This is a genomic window from Candidatus Burkholderia verschuerenii (assembly GCF_001189365.1).
Classification (GTDB): domain Bacteria; phylum Pseudomonadota; class Gammaproteobacteria; order Burkholderiales; family Burkholderiaceae; genus Caballeronia; species Caballeronia verschuerenii.
This window is the reverse complement of record NZ_LFJJ01000099.1, coordinates 1-19,309: the sequence shown is the minus strand read 5'-3', so window position 1 is coordinate 19,309 and position 19,309 is coordinate 1. Positions and strand designations below refer to the sequence as shown.

Sequence of the window (19,309 nt, the reverse complement as noted above, 5' to 3'; positions counted from 1 at the left end):
TCTTGGCATGCCTCGCCTCACATAACCTCAACTTCCCGAACCGCCCGGTGCGGACCCGCACGCCGGGTGGTGTGGCAGGGTGGTGTGGCAAGGGACCGGCCAGCTTGCTGGCCGCCCCTATGCCGATTTAGACTAACGGCTCATCCCCGCAATAACGCTGTACCACGCGCGTCAGGAGCCGTCATGCCGCACACTCACTACACCACGCTCATCTCCGCGACGAACCTCGCCGAACGACTCGCCGCCGCGCCCGGCAGCGTGCTCGTGTTCGACTGCCGTTTCGATCTCACCGCGCCCGAAGCCGGCGAAAAAGCCTATGCCGAAGGGCATATTCCGGGCGCGCATTACCTTCATCTCGATCGCGATTTGTCCGGCGTCAAGACGGGCACGAACGGGCGTCATCCGCTGCCGGAGCGGGCGAAGCTGGTGGATACGCTGGCGGGTTTTGGGCTCAATGAAGGGCAGCAGGTCGTGGCTTACGATCAGCAGGATGGCCGCTACGCCGCGCGTTTGTGGTGGTTGCTCCACTGGCTCGGCCATGATTCGACCGCCGTGCTCGATGGCGGTTTCAAAGCATGGGAAGCCGCCGGCAAGCCGGTCGACCGCGACTTCCCGCCCAAGGCGAAAGGCACGTTCAAGGCGAGCGCGCCGCAGCAAGTGACCATCGATGCGCAGGCGATCGAACGCAACATCGGCACGCGCGATCATCTGGTGATCGACGCGCGCTCGGCGGATCGCTATCGCGGCGAGAACGAGACGCTCGATCCGGTCGGCGGACACATTCCCGGCGCGCTCAATCGCTTCTTTATGGACAACATCAACGCCGAAGGCCGCTTCAAAACCGCCCACGAACTGCGCGAAGCCTTCAGCGGACTGATCGGCACGACATCCGCGGATCGCGTGGTGCTGCAATGCGGCTCGGGCGTCACCGCCTGCCACAACGCACTCGCGATGGAAATCGCCGGCCTGCACGGCGCGGCGCTCTATCCCGGTTCATGGAGCGAATGGAGCGCCGATCCGGGCCGCCCCGTCGCGACCGGCCCGAATCCGTAAGCGCGGTTACTTGACGCCGTGCTCGCGGAACCACGCGAGCGCGCGTTTCCAGCCGTCCTCGGCATCGGCCTTGCGATAGCTCGGACGATAATCCGCGAAGAACGCATGCGGCGCATCGTCGTAGACGACGAACTGCGAGTTCTTCGCGGGCGGCGTATCGTTGGCGAGCGCCTGTTTCATCTGCTCGATGGTGTCCTGCGGGATGCTCTGATCCTGCCGCCCGTACAGCCCAAGCACCGGCACCTTCAACTGGCTGGCCTGATCGATCGGATTGCTCGGCGTGTTCTCCGTCTTGTTGCCGAAGAGCCGCCCGTACCACGCCACCGCTGCCTTCAGATTCGGATTGTGTTCGGCATACAGCCACGTAATCCGCCCGCCCCAGCAGAACCCGGTGATGCCAGCCGCTTCAGGTCGCCGCCATGTTCGCCGGCCCATTTCACGGTCTGGTCGATATCCGAAATCACCTGCGCATCCGGCACCTTCGACACCAGTTGTTCGTTGAGCTGCTGCATCGACTTGTAGGCGGACGCATCGCCTTGACGCGTGTAGAGATCCAGCGCGATGGCCAGATAACCGAGCTTGGCGAAACGCCGGCACACATCGGCGATATGCTCGTGCACCCCGAAAATCTCGTGAATGACGATGATCACCGGCAGATGCGTCTTGCCCTTCGGCTGCGCGCGATACGCCGGCACCAGCACGCCGTCCGCGCCGCGCACGCCAATGGCGCCCGCATCGAGACCGTCGGAATCGGTGTGAATGGTCTGCGCGGACACGAGCAGCACGGCGGCCGCGAAGCCCGTGCCGAAGGTGGCCTTGATGAAACTGCGTCGATCGAACGGAACGTGCGGAATGAGGCTGTCGACTTCAGGGTCTAGCATACGAAGCTCCCGCGGCAGGACCGTCGCGCGTGGCGTGACGGTATGGATCGTAGAGGCTACGCGTCGCGCGCAGCATGAGAACGGACTTGCGCCGCCCATTCTAATCAGCTTTCAACGAACGACGCAGGTCGCTTATTCCATCAATGCAGTTTGACGCGCGGTGCCGTGGAGCGGCGCAGCCAGTGCGCGACCGTATCGAGCACCATGCGCGCGTAACCGTGCAGCGCCGCCACATGCAGCCGATACAGCGACATATATATGAACCGCGCGAACAGCCCTTCGATCAGCATATTTCCGCCGATCAATCCGCCCATCAGATTGCCGACCGCCGAGTAATGGCCGAGCGACACGAGCGAACCGAAATCGCGATACGTGTATTCGGGCAGCGGCTTGCCTTGCAGCATCCGCTCGAACGATTTGAACAGAAAGCTCGCCTGCTGATGCGCGGCCTGCGCGCGCGGCGGCACGTTGCGCTCGTTGCCGGGCCACGGACACGCGGCGCAATCGCCGAGCGCGAAGATGTTTTCGTCGGCTTCGGTTTGCAGCGTGCGCCGCACGACGAGTTGACCGAGCCGGTTGGTCGGCAGATCGAGCTTGCCGAGAATGGCCGGCGCCTTGATGCCCGCCGCCCACACGGTCAGATCGGCGCGAATGATCTTGCCGCTCGCGGTGCGGATCGAATCGCGCGTGACTTGCGCGACGGTTTCGCCCGTCAGCAGCTTCACGCCGAGCTTGGTCAGCAGTTCGGCGGTCGCATTCGAGACGCGCTCCTGCAACGCGGGCAGAATGCGCGGCCCCGCTTCGATCAGCACGATGCCGATATCGTGTTTCGGATCAAGCTTGTGCAGGCCATATGCCGAAAAAACCTGCGCCGTGTTGCGCAGTTCCGCCGACAATTCGACGCCCGTCGCGCCCGCGCCGACGATCGCCACCTGAATGCGCGGCACCGGATCGACATTCTCGCCGTCATCGTCGACGCCCGCCGCGACCGGCTCGGGCGCATAGTGCTCCGCGCGCATGCAGGCCGCGATCAGCCGCTTGCGGAACAGTTCGGCCTGACCGACCGTATCCAGCGCGATGGCGTTTTCTTGCGCGCCTTCCACGCCGAAGTAATGCGTCGTGCTGCCGATCGCGATCACCAGCGTGTCGTATTCGAGTTCGCGCTCAGGCAGGAGCTCACCCGCTTCGTCGTCGCGCAGCGCGCCGATGGTGATGCGCTTGCTCGCGCGATCGAGCGCGATCAGCTCGCCCTGCTGGAACTCGAAGCCATGCCACAGCGCCTGCGCCGCGTATTCGAGTTCCTGCGTGAACGGGTCCATGCTGCCGGCGGCGACTTCGTGCAGCAGCGGTTTCCAGATATGCGTGGGATTGCGATCGACGAGCGTGACCTGCGCGCGTGGCGCGGTCTTGCTGTCCGTGGTGCCGAAACGGTCGCCTAGGCGAGTCGCGAGTTCGAGTCCGCCGGCTCCTCCGCCGACGATGATGAAGCGATGCATGGAACTCTCCCTGTGCTTTTATTCGAGCGCGTGGTCGCAGTTACATCGGCTTGAGCAACTATTGTGCGTGAGCGGGCGTGACACCTACAAGGGCGTTATCGACATGTCGGGCATACGCGACATGCGCCGCGTATGCCCTTGCGCAAAGCAGAAACTTAGTGCGCCTCTTCCCAATTATTGCCGACGCCCACTTCCGCGACGAGCGGCACCTTGAGATCGGCGACGCCGCACATCAGTTCAGGTAAGCGCTTCGTGACCTCGGGCAACTCTTCCTCGGGCACGTCCAGCACGAGTTCATCGTGCACCTGCATGATCATCTTCGTCTTGATGCCCGACGATTCGATCCAGTCCTGCACCGCGATCATCGACAGCTTGATGAGATCGGCGGCCGTGCCCTGTATCGGCGCATTGATGGCCGCGCGTTCCGCCGCCTGACGACGCGGCCCTCTGCCGCCGTTGATCTCGGGCAGCCACAGACGACGGCCGAACACGGTCTCGACGAAACCATGCGCTTTCGCGGCAAGCCGCGTGTTCTCCATATACGCGGCGACGCCCGGATAACGCGCGAAATATCGGTCGATATACAGCTTCGCCGCATCGCGCGTGATGCCGAGATTCGACGCCAGCCCGAACGAACTCATGCCGTAGATCAAACCGAAGTTGATCACCTTGGCGATGCGCCGCTGATCGTTGTCGACTTCGATCGGCGTGACGCTGAACACTTCCGACGCGGTCGCGCGGTGCACGTCCTCGCCTTGCTGGAACGCGCGCATCAGCGATTCGTCGCCGGAAATATGCGCCATGATGCGCAATTCGATTTGCGAGTAATCGGCCGACACGATCTTGCATCCTGGCGATGCAATGAACGCTTCGCGAATGCGCCGCCCTTCGCCCGTGCGCACCGGAATGTTCTGCAAGTTCGGCTCGTTCGACGACAAGCGCCCCGTCACCGCGACGGCCTGCGCGTAGTTCGTATGCACGCGTCCCGTCGATGCATTCACCATGCGCGGCAGCTTGTCCGTGTAAGTGGACTTGAGCTTCGACAGCCCGCGATGTTCGAGCAGCACCTTCGGCAGCGGATAATCTTCGGCGAGCTTTTGCAGCACTTCTTCGTCGGTGGAAGGCGCGCCGCTCGGCGTTTTCTTCACGATCGGCAGCTTCAGATTTTCGAAGAAAATCTGCCCGATCTGCTTCGGCGAACCGAGATTGAATTCGCCGCCCGCGAGTTCATAAGCCTGCGTTTGCAGATCGATCAGCCGCTTGGCGATTTCATTGCTCTGCGTATCGAGCTTCGCGCGATCGATCAGGACTCCGTTGCGTTCCATCGTACGCAGCACGCGCGCAGTCGGCATTTCGATATCGCGATAAACCCGCAGCAAGCCTTCTTCCTGCGCCACTTGCGGATACAACGCCTGATGCAGACGCAAGGTGATATCCGCATCTTCGGCGGCGTACGCGGAGGCTTTGTCGACGGCCACTTCATCGAAGCCGATCTGCGATGCGCCCTTGCCCGCGACGTCTTCGTACTTGATCGTCTTCACGCCGAGATGACGCAACGCGAGGTTGTCCATGTCGTGCGGACGATGCGATTCCAGCACATACGACTGCAGCAGCGTGTCGTGCTCGACGCCGCGCATCGCGATGCCGTAGTTGGCCAACACTTGCTCGTCGTATTTGAGGTGTTGACCGACTTTTTTCTTCGATGCATCTTCGAGCCAGGGCTTGAGCTTCGCGAGCACTTCGTCGCGCGGCAATTGCTCGGGCACGTCCGGCCCGCGATGCGCGAGCGGAATGTATGCGGCATGGCCCGGCTCGACCGAGACCGACACGCCGACGATCTGCGCGGTCATCGGATCGAGCGATGTGGTTTCGCTGTCGAACGACGTGAGTTCGGCCTCATCGATGCGCTTCAGCCACGCATCGAACTGCTCCCACGTCTGCACGGTTTCGTAGTGGTGCTCGATTTCCGTGACTTCGGCGGGCGGCGTATCGCTCGGGCCTTCGACCGCGTCGGCGATTTCGACTTCGCGCAGCCACGTCTTGAAGCCGTGACGCAGGAACACGTCGCGCATCTCTTCGCGCGATTCGGGGCGGCTTTCGAGCGTGCCTTCGATGGATTCGATCTGCGAAGTGAGATCGCATTCGGTGTGTACGGTAACGAGCTTTCGCGCCATCGGCAGGAAGTCGAGAGCCTTGCGCAGATTGTCTCCTACCGCACCTTTGATCTCGTTCGCATGTTCTACGATGCCATCAAGGGAATCGAATTGCGTGAGCCATTTGAGCGCGGTTTTAGGGCCGCATTTCTCGACGCCGGGCACGTTGTCGACCGTATCGCCGATCAGCGAAAGATAGTCGACGATGCGCTCGGGCGGCACGCCGAACTTGGCGAGCACGCCCGCGCGATCGAGCGTTTCGTTGGTCATCGTATTGATGAGGGTGACATGATCCGTGACGAGCTGAGCCAGGTCCTTGTCGCCCGTCGACACGATCACCTTCATGCCGCGTTTCTCGGCCTCGACCGCAAGCGTGCCGATGACGTCGTCGGCCTCGACGCGCTCGATCATCACGAGCGGCCAGCCGAGCGCGCGCACGGCGACGTGAATCGGCTCGATCTGCTTGGAGAGGTCGTCCGGCATGGAAGGCCGATTGGCCTTGTAATCGGCGTACCAGTCGTCGCGGAAAGTCTTGTCCTTGGCATCGAACACGCACGCGCTATACTCAGCATTGATTTCGCGCCGCAAGCGCCTCAGCATGTTGACCATGCCGTAGAGCGCGCCGGTCGGGCCGCCATCGGGGCCGCGCAGGTCCGGCATCGCGTGGTACGCCCGATACAGATAACTAGAACCGTCGACCAATAGCAGGGTCTTACCTTCGAGACTTCGTTCTTCAGGCATTATGAACAAGAGAAAAGTGATTCCGAGTCTGCGATCGCTCGCAGATCAAGAGCGCGCGACGGCCAAAAAGGCTCGCGCATCGTGGCAGATGTTCACGATTATGGCAGAGTTTATCGAGGCGACCGAGTACCTCTCGGAAATCCGTCCTGCCATCAGCATCTATGGTTCCGCGCGCCTCAAACCCGAGTCGCCGTACTATCAGCGCACCATCGAAATCGCGCAGAAATTCTCTGACGCGGGCTTCGCCGTCATCTCCGGCGGCGGGCCGGGCATCATGGAAGCGGCGAATAAAGGCGCGCATGCGGGCAAGTCGCCTTCGGTGGGTTTGAACATCGAATTGCCGCACGAGCAGTCGGGCAATCAGTGGCAGGACATCTCGCTGCGCTTCCGTCATTTCTTCACGCGCAAGGTCACGTTCGTGAAGAATTCGGATGCGGTGGTGGTCATGCCTGACGGCTTCGGCACGCTCGACGAACTCCCCGAAGTGCTCACGCTCATTCAGACGAAGAAGTCGCGTCATGTTCCTATCGTGCTGGTGGGCGCGGAGTTCTGGGCCGGTCTGCTCGACTGGTTCAAGAACACGCTCCTGACCAACGGCGTGATCAGCGAGAAGGATCTGGATCTCATGAAAGTGATCGGCGATCCGGATCAGGTGCTGGATGCCGTGCTCGAGTTCTATGAAGATCGCGAAGAACAGACCGAGCAACCGGCGGAAAGCAAGTCGGACGATGATCGGATGTTCTATCTCTAAGCATCGAGATCGAAAGCGAGCTTTGCATCCGGCTCGCTTTCTTCTGCGTGATTGCGTTGATCGGTAGCTATCCAAATCAATCGATAGGGCTTGCCGGACGACGATCGACTCGTTAAGATCGCGCGCCAGGCGTCGCCCACGACGAGAAGCCGCAGCACTCATGTGCATGCGGCTATTTTTACGCCTGATCGATAGTTTTTTGTTAATCGAATCGATGTTTTTGAGATAGGCGATCAAATCGCCCGGGCGCTCTCGCGACATCGCTTCATGCCGGATAAAAACAACCATGAAGAACGTCTTGAACCACTCCATTCGACTGACCGCGACGTTCGCGGTCATGGCCGCCTTTCTCACCGGATGCCACGACAAGCAGCCGACCGAAACCGCGCAGGCCGCGCCCGCGAGCGCACCCGCGCCTGCCGCCGCGCCGCAAATGTCCGCAGCGGAACAGGAACGTATCGCTCGCGCGAACCTGCTCGACACCATTTCCGGCGTGTGGAAGCCGACGAGCGGAAGCGGCCTGACGATCATTTCCGCGTCGGGCAATAACATTCAGGTCGTGCAGAGCGACACGTTGTTGCCGGTCGCATTGGGCGATGTCGACGCGGACAACGCCACCGTCAATTTCAAGATCTTCTGGAAGAGCGGCAAGCAGGAAGTGCGGACCATCAGCCAGGCGAATCGCGATGGCGACAGCAACACGGTAACTCCGATCACCATCACGGCGGCAGACGGCACGTAGAAGGACTACACCTTCGTGCGCAAGGTCAGCGACGACGATCTGAACCGGATCAGCGCGATGAGCGCGCAAGGTTCGCAGGCCGCCGCGCAAGTACCGGCGTCCGCGCCCGCCGCACCGGTCGCCGACATCGCGACGAATCGCGGCGTGATCGACATGTGGCTCGGCGGCATCGACATGAACATGCGCTCATGCTCGGGCTCGACGTGCTCCTCGGTCATCATCGTGCCAAAAGACGGCAAAGTCCGCGTGGATACCGCGACGATCCGCAGCGTGACGGAGACGTCCGGCGCCGAGACGCCGTGGGTTCGCGTGACCTATGAAGGCGCCTATTGCACCGCGACGGATATCAACAAGACGACCAATTGCACACCGTCGCAAGGCACTGAAGCGCCGATGACCGGCTGGATGAACTACACGCGCCTGCTGCCTTCGCCGCGCACGCCGCAGTAATCGCGTTTGCGTCATCCTTCGAAGATGTGTGCAAGAGAAAAGCGAGACCTCGCTTTTCTCCGCCACGCTTACTGAAACGCCACCTCCGCAAAGCTGCGCAACTTCCGGCTATGCAACTTCGACAGGCCGTTCATACGCAGCAACTCCATCGCCTTTACGCCGATCTGCAAATGCTGATCGACTTGCGCGCGATAGAACTGGTCCGCCATGCCCGGCAGCTTGAGTTCGCCATGCAACGGCTTATCCGATACGCATAGCAGCGTCCCGTACGGCACGCGAAAGCGAAACCCGTTCGCCGCGATCGTTGCGCTCTCCATATCCAGCGCCACCGCGCGACTCTGCGACAACCTTCGCACCGGCTCGCGATGATCGCGCAATTCCCAGTTCCGGTTATCGACGCTCGCGACCGTGCCCGTGCGCATCACGCGCTTGAGTTCCGTGCCGTCGAGTTGCGTGACCTGCGCGACCGCCTTTTCCAGCGCGACCTGCACTTCGGCCAAGGCCGGCACCGGCACCCACAGCGGCAGATCGTCGTCGAGAACGTGATCTTCGCGCACGTAGCCATGCGCCAGCACATAATCGCCGAGACGCTGCGTATTGCGCAGGCCCGCGCAGTGGCCGAGCATGATCCACGCATGCGGCCGCAACACGGCGATGTGATCGGTGATGGTCTTCGCATTTGACGGCCCCACGCCGATATTCACCATCGTGATGCCGCTGCCGTCCGCGCGCTTCAGGTGATACGCGGGCATCTGCGGCAGACGCGCGGGCACCGTGCCCTCTTCCGGCTGTTCGCCGACATTCGCGTTGTAGGTGACGACATTGCCCGGTTCGACGAACGACGAATACTCGCTGCGATACGCGCGCGTTTCTTCGTCGTCGGCACGCGACATCATCGTGCGGCCGAGCTTCACGAACTCGTCGATATAGAACTGGTAGTTCGTATACAGCACGTAGTTCTGGAAATGCGTCGGCGACGTCGCCGTGTAATGCCGCAGTCGATGCAGCGAAAAGTCCACCCGCGCCGCCGTGAACAGCGCCAGCGGATGCGGCTCGCCCGGCGCCTGCTCATACGTGCCGTTGACGATTCGATCGTCGAGCAGCGCGAGGTCGGGCACGTCGAAGATATTGCGCATCGCGAGCAGCCGGTCGCGATCGAGATCGCCTTCGAGATGAATGCCTTCCGCGAACGCGAAGTGGATCGGAATCGGCTGCGCCGACACGCCCACTTCGATCCCCACATGATGATTCTTCGTCAGCAGACGCAATTGCTCGCGGTAGTAATCGCCGAACAGATCGGGGCGCGTGAGCGTCGTCTCGAAAATGCCCGGCCCGGCGACGAAGCCGTAAGAGCGCCGCGAATCGATTTGCGTGTTCAGTTCGGTCCGCACGCGCACGAACGGATAGCACGCCCGCACGCGATGCGTGAACTGCTCGTTGCGGCGATAGCGCGCGAACGCATCGCGCAGAAAGGCGGTATTCGCTTCGTAGATCGCCGAAAGGCGCGTGACGACGGAAACGGGATCGTCGAAAGATTCGGTTGGGAAATCGTTGGCAGGCGTGGCCTGAGTGCTCTGTGTCCGGTCGTTTGTCATGATCTTGTAGATATATCCGATGCCCTCGTAATCTGAAGACATTAACACGGAAGATTGCGCATTCCATGAAGCCCATGCTCGCGGCAGTGCACCCCGATGTGCGCCCCGACGTGCGCCCCGACGGCGATGCGACAACTTTTCGCCCAACTTGGTGAAAAAGCTCGAAGCGGTGCAAAATAAGGCGTTACGGCAATGGCGGGAATCCGATTTGCTAGAATCCCACGATCCTCAGGAGAAACATCATGAAGCCGCTTCTTTATGCCGCCGTCGCGGCAGTCCTGGCCGCCGCAAGCGCGAGCACGTTGGCACAGCCCGCAGCACAACCCGGCGCGCAGCAAGCGGCGCAGAAACCGATGTCGCCGGAAGAAGCCGCCGGTCTCCCGAATCTGCAAGAGATCAACCGCCCGCCCGCGAACGTGAGTTCGAAGGTCAAAATCTCGCCGCCGCGCATGCCGAGCTATCACGAGTTGAGCACCAACGGCACCGAAATCACCGAGTTCCGCGACAAGGGCAAGCCGGTCGAAATCAACGTGCGTTCGAACTTCGGTACGCGCTATCAGATGAGCGCGCCGGCGGACACGTCACCGCAAGTGCGCGACAACGGCAAGGCGAGTACGCGCCTGCCGTCCATCAATCTGCGTTATTGAACCTGTAATATCACTCCGGACCCGCTCGCCCGAGCGGGTCTCGTCGTCGTGGCCCGAGTTTGTTCATCGCTTTGCATCCGGCGCCGCTCCTCGTAAGTCCGGCGCCCGATCACGCGCCTCAACCTGACCGAAGTTTCCCGCATGGCCGTCTTCACCCCCGTCACTGACGCCGAACTCGGCGACTGGCTGCAACACTACGATCTCGGCGATATCGTCGAATTTCGCGGCATCCAGTCGGGCATCGAGAACAGCAACTTCTTTCTCACGACGACGCACGGCGAATACGTGCTCACCATTTTCGAGAAGCTCACGGCCACGCAATTGCCGTTCTATCTCGATCTGATGCGTCATCTCGCCTCGCATCGCGTGCCGGTGCCGGACCCGATGCCGCGTCGCGATGGCGCGTTGTTCGGCCTCATCCACGGCAAGCCGGCGGCCATCGTCACCAAACTGGAAGGCGCGCCGGAAATGGCGCCGACGCCCGCGCACTGCATCGAAGTCGGGCAAATGCTCGCGCGACTGCATCTGGCCGGGCGCGATTTTCCGCAGCATCAGCCGAATTTGCGCAGTCTTTCCTGGTGGCGCGAAAACCTGCCGGCGATCATCGACTGTCTCAGCGATGCGCAGCGCGAACTGATCGAATCCGAGCTCGCGCATCAGGGCGCGTTTTTCGGCTCGGCGGATTACGCGTCGCTGCCGGGCGGCCCGTGCCATTGCGATCTGTTCCGCGACAACGTGCTGTTCGCGCACGGCATCGAGCATGCGCGGCTGGGCGGCTTTTTCGACTTCTATTTTGCGGGCGTCGACAAATGGCTGTTCGATGTCGCCGTCACCGTGAACGACTGGTGTATCGATCTCGAAACCGGCGTGCTCGATGCCGCGCGCGTCGATGCGCTGCTGCGCGCCTATCAGACGGTGCGCCCGTTCACGCCCGAGGAAGAGCGCCACTGGAACGACATGCTGCGCGCCGGCGCGATGCGCTTCTGGGTGTCGCGCCTGTACGACTTCCATCGTCCGCGCGAAGCACAGATGCTCAAGGCGCACGATCCCGGCCATTTCGAACGCATTCTGCGCGAGCGCGTCAAAGCCGCTTCACTCTCCGCTCACCGATAACAGCGACATGCGACTCATCGAAGTTCCCGCCAAAGCCGGCTATGTGTGGTTCCGCCAGGGCCTCTGGCTGTTCCGCCGAAATCCGTTTGCGTTCCTCACGGTGTTCTTCGCGTATCTGTTCGTGATGACGCTGATTTCGCGCGTGCCGCTGATCGGCCCGTTCTTGCCGCTGCTGTTCATTCCGGGCGTCGCGGTTGGCTTCATGGCGGCGTGCCGCGACACCATCGCCGGCAAACCGGTTTGGCCGACGGTGCTCGTCGACGGCTTCCGTTCCTACGGCACCGTGGTCGCGCGGCGGCTGCTGCTGTTCGGCGCGCTGTATATCGTGTCGATGGCGGCGATCTTCGCGATTTCCGCGTTCGTCGACGGCGGCACGCTGCTGAGCCTGATGATCGGCGATGGCCCGACCGGCGATCCCGAAACCGTCGCGGCGAGCTTCAACCCGCTCGCCGTACTGGTGGCGATGGCGTGTTATCTGCCGGTCGCGATGCTGTTCTGGTTCGCGCCCATTCTGGTGGCGTGGCACGAGGTTCCGACCGCGAAGGCGCTGTTCTTCAGCCTGGTGTCGTGCTGGCGCAATCGCGGCGCGTTCGTTCTGTACGGCGTGTTGTGGATCGCGGTGGCGATCGCCGTCTCCTTCGGGATGACCGCGCTGATGCAGGCGATCGGCGTCAGTCAGGAAATGGCGCTCGCCGTGCTGATGCCCGCGTCCATCCTCGTGACGACCGCGCTGTATTGCTCCTTCTACGCGACTTATCGCGGCTGTTTCGGTGTGCAATCACCGGAAACGCCGGATATTCCCAACGCGGGCGCGCCCGGCGCCTGACGCTTCACGACGCGCGCCGACCCTTCGCGCGTGCAGGTTTCATTCGCGCGCGAAGGGTTTTACGTACACTAAGGGAATCGGCCGAACGGCCTTTCCGACGCGCGCCGGCGCGCTCCGCCATGACCACGTTCGACGACTTCCCGCTCGAGCTCGATCAGCAGCTTTGCTTCGCGCTCTATTCGACATCGCTCGCGATGACGAAGACCTATAAGCCGATGCTCGAAAAGCTCGGCCTCACCTATCCGCAATATCTCGCGATGCTGGTGCTGTGGGAAAAGGACGGCCTGACGGTCAAGGACATCGCCTCGCGCCTGTCGCTCGACTCCGCGACCATGACGCCGCTGCTGAAGCGTCTCGAAGCGCAGGGCTACGTCGAACGGATGCGCGGCACGGCGGACGAGCGTCAGGTGCATATCCGCCTGACCGACACCGGACGCGAGCTCAGGCACGCCGCGCGCGATATCCCGATGAAGATCTTCTGCGCCGCCGGTTCGGACATCGACGGCTTGCTGCGGCTGCGCGGCGATCTGGTGCGGCTGCGCGCCTCGCTCAACGAAAGCATCGAAAGCTGAATTCGAATCGATAGGCGCGCCCTACCGGCAACATCGCGAAAATTTAATTTGTACACTAATAATTATCGCGATATATTTCTTCTGTGGTCGATGCAGCAGTGACCCGAAGCTGACTTCGAAACTTTCCGCGCCGCTAAGCGGCGACGAACAAGGAGAAACGCGATGAGCATTCTGTACAAGGCAACGGCGACGAGCACCGGCGGACGCGATGGTCGCGCGGTGTCATCCGACGAGCAATTGAACGTGAAATTGAGCGCGCCGAAAGAACTCGGCGGCGCGGGCGCGGCGGGCACGAACCCGGAACAACTGTTCGCGGCCGGCTATTCGGCGTGCTTTCTGTCGGCGATGAAGTTCGTCGCCGGTCAGCAGAAGAAGGCGATTCCGGCGGACACGACCGTCACGGCGGACGTCGGCGTCGGCCCGAACGATGCGGGCGGCTTCAAGCTGGGTATCGAACTGCGGATTGCGCTGCCGGGAATCGATCGGGCCGACGCGCGGGCGCTGGTCGATTCGGCGCACCAGGTTTGCCCGTATTCGAACGCGACGCGCAATAACGTCGACGTGCGCGTGAAGCTGGTCTGACGCGATTCACATCGGGTAGACGTAAAAAGCCGCTGCGACGATTGCAGCGGCTTTTTTAAATCATCGAACGGTGAAGCTTAGTTCGAGATCCACGCCGGTTGACGCGCCACCTTGCGCTTGTCGAGTGCCTTCATACGGTACTCGAGGTCGTAAATGTCGGTGGCTTCGGCAAGATAAGCGTCGTCGCGCTCGCGATCACGTTGGTCAGCGGACTGCGTCAGGAACAGGAAAATGCGGCTGAGCAGTAACATGGTGGGCCTCGCTTGAACACGGGTTACTACCTATGAACAAGAGTATAGGGTAATCCCTGAGAGAAAGCCAGTCCTGATCGCGTAGCACATTGATACTAAAGGCGAAATAACAACAGTCGAAATTACCGGAAACGGCGTTCAGGCCACGTAGGCGTCGCGCGCAGACTCGCTCGCGCGCCGCTGATATTTGAAAAACTCCCACATCGTCGCCGACGAATCCGGGCCTTTCGACGAATGGAACGCCACCGTATCGTCGCCGCCGGCCCACGAATGGCCGAGACCGCGCACGATCGATGTCTTCACGACGCGATGCCCGTTCTTCACATAGTCGCTGACCACGCCGTCCGGATGCGTTTCCTGCCGCGCTTCGCCCGCGCGCCGGTCGCCCGCTGCATCGACGAAACCGTTCAGGCGCAGGAACTGCCGCGCGAGTTGCTCCGCGTTGTTGGCGCTCACGACCGAATCCAGTTCGCCGTGCACGATGATCGCCGGCATGCCGGGATAGTCGCGCACGTCGAGCGCCGCGTCGATGAGCGTGATCGGGTCGCTGCGGCTGCCGCGCCGCATGACATTCATTGCGCCGATGGCCGAGCGCGCCTCGCCGAAAACCGGCTCGGAGTGCAGTCCGACCGCCGCGAAAATCTGCGGATAGCGGATCGCCAGCAGTGTCGCGAGCCCGGCGCCGGCCGACATGCCCGCCAGATACACGCGCTCGGGATCGAAGCCGTGTTCCACGACCATCGCCTTGACGAGCGATACGACCGACGCCGCCTCGCTGCCGCCGTTGCCCGTATCGTCATACCAATGCCAACATCGATGCGCGTGTTCGTGCTTCGACTGTTCCGGATACAGCACCGCGAAACCGAACTTGTCGGCAAGCAGGTTCATGCGCGTGCCTTGCGCGAACTCGTCGGCGTTCTGCTTGCAGCCGTGCAGCATGACGACGAGCGGCATCGGCTCGAGCGAGGTCTTCGGCGGCTGATACAGCGCGTACGACACGTGATTGACGAAGCGCCCGGCCGTCGGCGGCGCGGAATGATACGAGCGTTCCCATTTGCCGCGCGCCCACGCTGACGCACGCGGCCGAACTCGCGATTCGCGCGCGCTCGCGCCCGACGACGCACGCGGCGACGCGGCGGACTTCGCTGTCGTGCCGGACTTGAGCGTCGAGCGGGTGTGTTTGTGTGTTTTCGCGCGCGCCGGCTTGGCGGGCGGACGGGGCTTGAGCACGCGAATCGCTTCGGCCTGGCCGGACACCAGGCGTCTCAAGCCGCGCAACCAAAGCTTACTCAGGCTTTTCGACATTCGGCTGATTCCTCCAGAACATGCAATCGGACGGCGCAAACGCTGCTAAATCACGCGCCGTGTTGTGCATTGCACAATAACATCAAACCGGTACTTCGGTACGCGCGTCCTCGGTGACATATTTGGAAGAATTCACCTCAATTCAACAATATTGTCAGAAAAAGACTGTAGTTACATGATGTAACTGGAAATCGATCTTCGCCCCCCGCATAATTCGGAGAGTGATCGGCGCGCTATACTTCAGAAGATTTTTCGGATCGCGCCTTATCGGTCGCCCTATTCAGTCTACCGTGCGGGCTGTGCTGACGCACCGCAGCAGCCGTTATAAAGAACTATGTCGCTTGAATTGTCTAATTCGCTCTGGGTATCGATTACCGCGCTCGGTGGCGTGGGCGTCATGGCGCCCGTCGCGCTGGCCGTGGCGGCGTGGCTCATGGTCGGCTATCGCTGGAAGTATGCGTGCGCGTGGCTCGGTTTGCTCGGCGGCGCGGACGCATTGGTCGCGCTGACCAAGATCGCGTTCATCGGCTGGGGTGTCGGCGTGCGCGCGTGGGATTTCACCGGCATCAGCGGGCATGCGTTGATGTCGACCGCCGTGCTGCCGGTCGCCCTGTTCGTCGCGCTGTTGCCGACGCGCGGCATCGTGCGTGGCACGGGTGTCGCGCTCGGGTTGTTCGCGGGCGTCGTGGTGGGCGTGTCGCGCGTCGTGCTGAACGCGCATTCGGTATCCGAAGTGGTCGCGGGATGCGCGCTCGGCGCGGTGGTCGCGCTGGCCTTCGTGCTGATCGCGTGGAGGGCGGAATCCGGCAAGCTGTCGCCGACGCCCGTCGCGGCGAGCCTTGCCGTGGTCGTCATCGCGCTGCATGGCGTGCCGGTGCCGACGCAACACTGGATTACCGTGATCGCGCTGGATCTGTCCGGTCACGAGCGCCCTTACGTGCGGGCGCGCTGGAAAGTGAAGCACTATCAGATTCCGCAGCGACGCACGGAAGTCTGTCTCCACCGTTCAGCCGATGGACGCCTGACGGCTTTCATCGGCTGAGTCCGGGCACGTCTCAGTCGTTCACTCCGATGATCACGCTCGACGCCTTGATCACCGCGACAGCCTTCTGACCCGCCGCGAGGCCGAGCGTGTCCGCGCTCTGATTGGTGATGATCGCCGTGATGGTCGTCGAATCGTCCAGCGTCAGATTCACTTCCGCGTTCACCGCGCCCTTCGTCACGTTCGACACCGTGCCGCGCAACTGATTGCGCGCCGACAGCTTGGCGCTGGTGTCTTCCATCAGCATGACCCACGAGGCCTTGATCAGCGCGAACGCGTCGCTGCCTTGCTTGAGGCCGAGCGCCTCGGTGCTTTCGTGCGTGACGACCGCGACGATCGTCTGGCCGCCCAGCAGGCCGAGTTCGATTTCATCGTTGACGGCCCCGCGCGTGACCTTGGTCACTTTCCCCGCCAGTTGATTGCGTGCGTTTGTTTTCATTCCCAGTTTCCCGATCAGTTGCCAGTCGTGGGCGAAACCGTCGATGGCCGCGCCCACATGTTGAAGAAACTTGCGATGCTCGCGCTCGACCGCGCGATACGTCTCGATGAGTCTCGACGCGGCCGGCGTCAGCGTCGTGCCGCCGCCCCGTCCGCCGCTCGCCGTGACGACAAGCCGCTCGCCCGCGAGATTGTTCATCGTGTCGACGGCATCCCACGCTGCCTTGTAGCTCATCCCGACGGCCTTCGCCGCCGCCGTGATCGATCCCGTATCGCGGATCGCGGCGAGCAGCGCGATGCGTCCCGCGCCGCCGAGCGTCTCCGCTCCGCTCTTGAGCCACACGGAGCCGCCCAGTTCCAACGATTCGCGCGTCGTCATGATTGCCCCTTTGCGTGTCAGCGAGTCGAGTCGCGCCTTTCGATGTGAAAAAGCATCGCGTTGGAATTATATCGGCGCGCCGGATGGCGTTCGCCGCATGTCCGTCATACGCGATTTCCACTTCATCGAAACCTTCACGAAGCGTCCACAAAACCGACGTTAAGCGGCGATTCAACTCATACGAAATGCGAATAGTTTCATGATTCATGAAATCGACACATGCAGCGGGAAACATGGCCGCTCTTAGCCCAACCCTTCCAACCTGAAATTCGCGAAAGCCCAGAGAGGACGCGACATGAATCAAATCGTTTTTCCCCAAACCCGCGAAGGCAAATCGCCAGCACAGCGAACCGCTTCCATCGTCTTCATCCTGGCCATTCTGGCGGGCGCGGGCTATTGCATCCTGCATCTGCCCGAAGATCTCGCGCCGGTGCGCGAGTCGTCGACATATCCTTACGTTCTGCTTGGAATTGCGCTGTTGATCGCGTTGGGCTTCGAGTTCGTCAACGGCTTTCACGATACGGCCAATGCCGTCGCCACCGTCATCTATACGCATTCGCTGCAGCCGAATCTGGCCGTGGTCTGGTCCGGCGCGTGGAACTTCATCGGCGTGCTGGTTTCGTCGGGCGCGGTCGCGTTCGGCATCCTGCAACTGCTGCCGGTGGAACTGATCATCGGCGTGGGTAGCGGACAGGGCTTCGCGATGGTGTTCGCGCTGCTGATCGCCGCGATCATCTGGAATCTCGGCACGTGGGCGTTCGGCCTGCCGTCGTCGAGTTCGCATACGCTGATCGGCTCGGTCATCGGCGTCGGCCTGATGAATCAGATGCTGCACGGCACGAACGGCACCTCGGGCGTGGATTGGTCGCAGGCGCTGGGCGTCGGCAAGTCGCTGCTGTTTTCGCCGATCATCGGCTTTATTCTCGCCGCGTTCCTGCTGTATGTGCTGAAGCTCGTCGTGCGCGTGCCGGTGCTCTACAAGGAACCGGAAAAGAACGCGCCGCCGCCGTTCTGGATTCGCTGCCTGCTGATTCTGACGTGTACCGGCGTATCGTTCGCGCACGGCTCGAACGACGGCCAGAAGGGCATGGGTTTCATCATGCTGATTCTGATCGGCACGGTGCCGACCGCCTACGCGCTCAACAAGGCCGTGACGCCCGCCGAAACGCAGATGTTCCTGTCGATCAGCCACAACGCCTCCGAAGTGTTGGCGAAGTACACCAACAACTCCACGCCTGCTGCCGATTCGCGCGGCGCCGTCGAGCGCTATGTCCAGACCAAGACGGTCGCGCCGGACACCATCGCTTCGCTGAAGAGCGTGGTCGATTCGATCGATTCGCAGGTTCGTCCGCATGATGCCGTTTCGAACGTGCCGCAAGGCATGGTGCGCAACGTCCGCAACGAGATGTATATCGCGTCGGAAGCGCTGCGGATCATGGACAAGCAGAAGGATCCGGCTTTCTCGAAGGACGACGGCGCGGTGCTCGGTAACTACAAGAAGCAGCTCGATCACTCGACCAAGTTCATCCCGACGTGGGTGAAGGTCGCGGGGGCCGTCGCGCTCGGCCTCGGCACGATGGTCGGCTGGAAGCGCATCGTCGTGACGGTCGGCGAGCGCATCGGCAAGACGCATCTGACGTACGGCCAGGGTGCATCGGCGGAGCTCGTCGCGATGGTGACGATCGGCGCGGCCGATGCCTACGGTCTGCCGGTGAGTACGACGCACGTGTTGTCGTCGGGCGTCGCGGGAACGATGGCGGCGAACGGCTCCGGCCTGCAATGGAAGACTGTGCGCAGCCTCGCGCTCGCGTGGATTCTGACGCTGCCGGTGTCGATCGCGCTGGCAGGTCTGCTGTTCTGGCTGTTCCGCGGAATCTTCTAAACAATCGGCTGGACGGACGGCGTGCGTGGCCCGATCGCCGCGCGCGCCGTGCAAGATTTCCATTCTGCCAAGCCGACACCCTCCTTTCTACAATTTCCCATCAGGCCCGCGCGTTCGGAAGAACACCCGGGCCTTTTGCCGTAAGGCTTTCGGGCGAGATGGCACAGCCATTGCTTTGAAAGGATTGTCGATCGCAAGACACCGGCCGGCGGCCACGAACCGCCGTCCGTTCGACGTGCCGCAGCATGGGAGGCCACGCCGGGCGCCGGATCGTCGCGCGGTCTAATTAGTCGGCCCTTCAGAATTAGTCGAAGTCAAGGGTGGCAAGGGGCCGCCGGAAGATCGTGTTTCCCAGAACTCCCAGAAGCAATATTGATCTGAATGGTTTCCTGGGAGTTTGGAACTTCGCC

Annotated in this window: 17 protein-coding genes and 1 pseudogene; 11 read left to right on the top strand and 7 right to left on the bottom strand. The window is 62.1% G+C overall.

Annotated elements, in window-relative coordinates:
* Window positions 1-183 precede the first annotated feature (183 nt).
* Window positions 184-1,053 carry a sulfurtransferase gene (locus BVER_RS17240; protein WP_050454363.1) on the top strand — a complete coding sequence of 290 codons (870 nt, stop codon included), beginning with the start codon at window positions 184-186 and terminating at the stop codon, window positions 1,051-1,053.
* Window positions 1,054-1,059: 6 nt separating this feature from the next.
* On the opposite strand, the pseudogene BVER_RS17235 reads toward BVER_RS17240, so the two are convergent.
* The 3 genes and pseudogenes from BVER_RS17235 to polA all read right to left on the bottom strand — a co-directional run bounded on the left by BVER_RS17235 (window position 1,060) and on the right by polA (window position 6,324).
* Window positions 1,060-1,934 (bottom strand): annotated as a pseudogene (locus BVER_RS17235) (dienelactone hydrolase family protein).
* A 140-nt stretch (window positions 1,935-2,074) separates the two neighbouring features.
* On the bottom strand, window positions 2,075-3,430 hold the full coding sequence (locus BVER_RS17230) for an NAD(P)/FAD-dependent oxidoreductase (protein WP_050454362.1): 1,356 nt from the start codon (window positions 3,428-3,430) through the stop codon (window positions 2,075-2,077).
* 155 nt (window positions 3,431-3,585) lie between these two features.
* Window positions 3,586-6,324, bottom strand: coding sequence for a DNA polymerase I (polA, locus tag BVER_RS17225; RefSeq protein WP_050454361.1), 2,739 nt, complete (start codon window positions 6,322-6,324; stop codon window positions 3,586-3,588).
* 1 nt (window position 6,325) lies between these two features.
* On the opposite strand from polA, the gene BVER_RS17220 reads away from it, so the two are divergent.
* The 3 genes from BVER_RS17220 (at window position 6,326) to BVER_RS17210 (ending at window position 8,267) form a co-directional block, all read left to right on the top strand.
* A complete protein-coding gene (locus tag BVER_RS17220) occupies window positions 6,326-7,075 on the top strand; it encodes an LOG family protein (protein WP_050454360.1) in 750 nt (249 codons plus the stop codon).
* A 286-nt stretch (window positions 7,076-7,361) separates the two neighbouring features.
* Entirely contained in the window at window positions 7,362-7,817 is a 456-nt protein-coding gene (locus tag BVER_RS17215) for a hypothetical protein (protein WP_050454359.1), read from the top strand.
* Window positions 7,818-7,832: 15 nt separating this feature from the next.
* Entirely contained in the window at window positions 7,833-8,267 is a 435-nt protein-coding gene (locus BVER_RS17210) for a hypothetical protein (protein WP_050454358.1), read from the top strand.
* 68 nt (window positions 8,268-8,335) lie between these two features.
* Here the strand turns inward: BVER_RS17210 and BVER_RS17205 are convergent, their stop codons facing one another.
* Complete coding sequence (locus BVER_RS17205) at window positions 8,336-9,862, bottom strand: AMP nucleosidase (protein ID WP_050454364.1); 1,527 nt, start codon at window positions 9,860-9,862, stop codon at window positions 8,336-8,338.
* 242 nt (window positions 9,863-10,104) lie between these two features.
* On the opposite strand from BVER_RS17205, the gene BVER_RS17200 reads away from it, so the two are divergent.
* The 5 genes from BVER_RS17200 (at window position 10,105) to BVER_RS17180 (ending at window position 13,602) form a co-directional block, all read left to right on the top strand.
* Complete coding sequence (locus BVER_RS17200) at window positions 10,105-10,509, top strand: hypothetical protein (protein ID WP_050454357.1); 405 nt, start codon at window positions 10,105-10,107, stop codon at window positions 10,507-10,509.
* A gap of 141 nt (window positions 10,510-10,650) precedes the next feature.
* Complete coding sequence (locus tag BVER_RS17195; protein WP_050454356.1) at window positions 10,651-11,622, top strand: homoserine kinase; 972 nt, start codon at window positions 10,651-10,653, stop codon at window positions 11,620-11,622.
* A 7-nt stretch (window positions 11,623-11,629) separates the two neighbouring features.
* Complete coding sequence (locus tag BVER_RS17190; protein WP_050454355.1) at window positions 11,630-12,448, top strand: BPSS1780 family membrane protein; 819 nt, start codon at window positions 11,630-11,632, stop codon at window positions 12,446-12,448.
* A gap of 119 nt (window positions 12,449-12,567) precedes the next feature.
* On the top strand, window positions 12,568-13,020 hold the full coding sequence (locus tag BVER_RS17185) for a MarR family winged helix-turn-helix transcriptional regulator (RefSeq protein WP_050454354.1): 453 nt from the start codon (window positions 12,568-12,570) through the stop codon (window positions 13,018-13,020).
* A gap of 162 nt (window positions 13,021-13,182) precedes the next feature.
* Window positions 13,183-13,602 (top strand): organic hydroperoxide resistance protein, encoded by a 420-nt coding sequence (locus BVER_RS17180; RefSeq protein WP_050454353.1) that lies wholly within the window; start codon window positions 13,183-13,185, stop codon window positions 13,600-13,602.
* A gap of 77 nt (window positions 13,603-13,679) precedes the next feature.
* Here the strand turns inward: BVER_RS17180 and BVER_RS30300 are convergent, their stop codons facing one another.
* Window positions 13,680-13,853, bottom strand: coding sequence for a DUF3563 family protein (locus BVER_RS30300; protein ID WP_083452223.1), 174 nt, complete (start codon window positions 13,851-13,853; stop codon window positions 13,680-13,682).
* Between the two features lie 138 nt (window positions 13,854-13,991).
* Window positions 13,992-15,158 (bottom strand): extracellular catalytic domain type 1 short-chain-length polyhydroxyalkanoate depolymerase, encoded by a 1,167-nt coding sequence (locus BVER_RS17175; RefSeq protein WP_050454352.1) that lies wholly within the window; start codon window positions 15,156-15,158, stop codon window positions 13,992-13,994.
* Between the two features lie 346 nt (window positions 15,159-15,504).
* On the opposite strand from BVER_RS17175, the gene BVER_RS17170 reads away from it, so the two are divergent.
* Window positions 15,505-16,200: a phosphatase PAP2 family protein gene (locus BVER_RS17170; RefSeq protein ID WP_332309123.1), complete on the top strand. Its 696-nt coding sequence runs from the start codon at window positions 15,505-15,507 to the stop codon at window positions 16,198-16,200.
* A 13-nt stretch (window positions 16,201-16,213) separates the two neighbouring features.
* Here the strand turns inward: BVER_RS17170 and BVER_RS17165 are convergent, their stop codons facing one another.
* On the bottom strand, window positions 16,214-17,017 hold the full coding sequence (locus BVER_RS17165) for a TOBE domain-containing protein (RefSeq protein WP_050454350.1): 804 nt from the start codon (window positions 17,015-17,017) through the stop codon (window positions 16,214-16,216).
* Window positions 17,018-17,312: 295 nt separating this feature from the next.
* Here BVER_RS17165 and BVER_RS17160 point away from each other — a divergent pair, with 295 nt between their 5' ends.
* The gene (locus tag BVER_RS17160; protein WP_050454349.1) at window positions 17,313-18,899 is read left to right on the top strand and encodes an inorganic phosphate transporter; all 1,587 of its coding nucleotides are present in this window, start codon (window positions 17,313-17,315) and stop codon (window positions 18,897-18,899) included.
* Window positions 18,900-19,309: the final 410 nt, after the last annotated feature.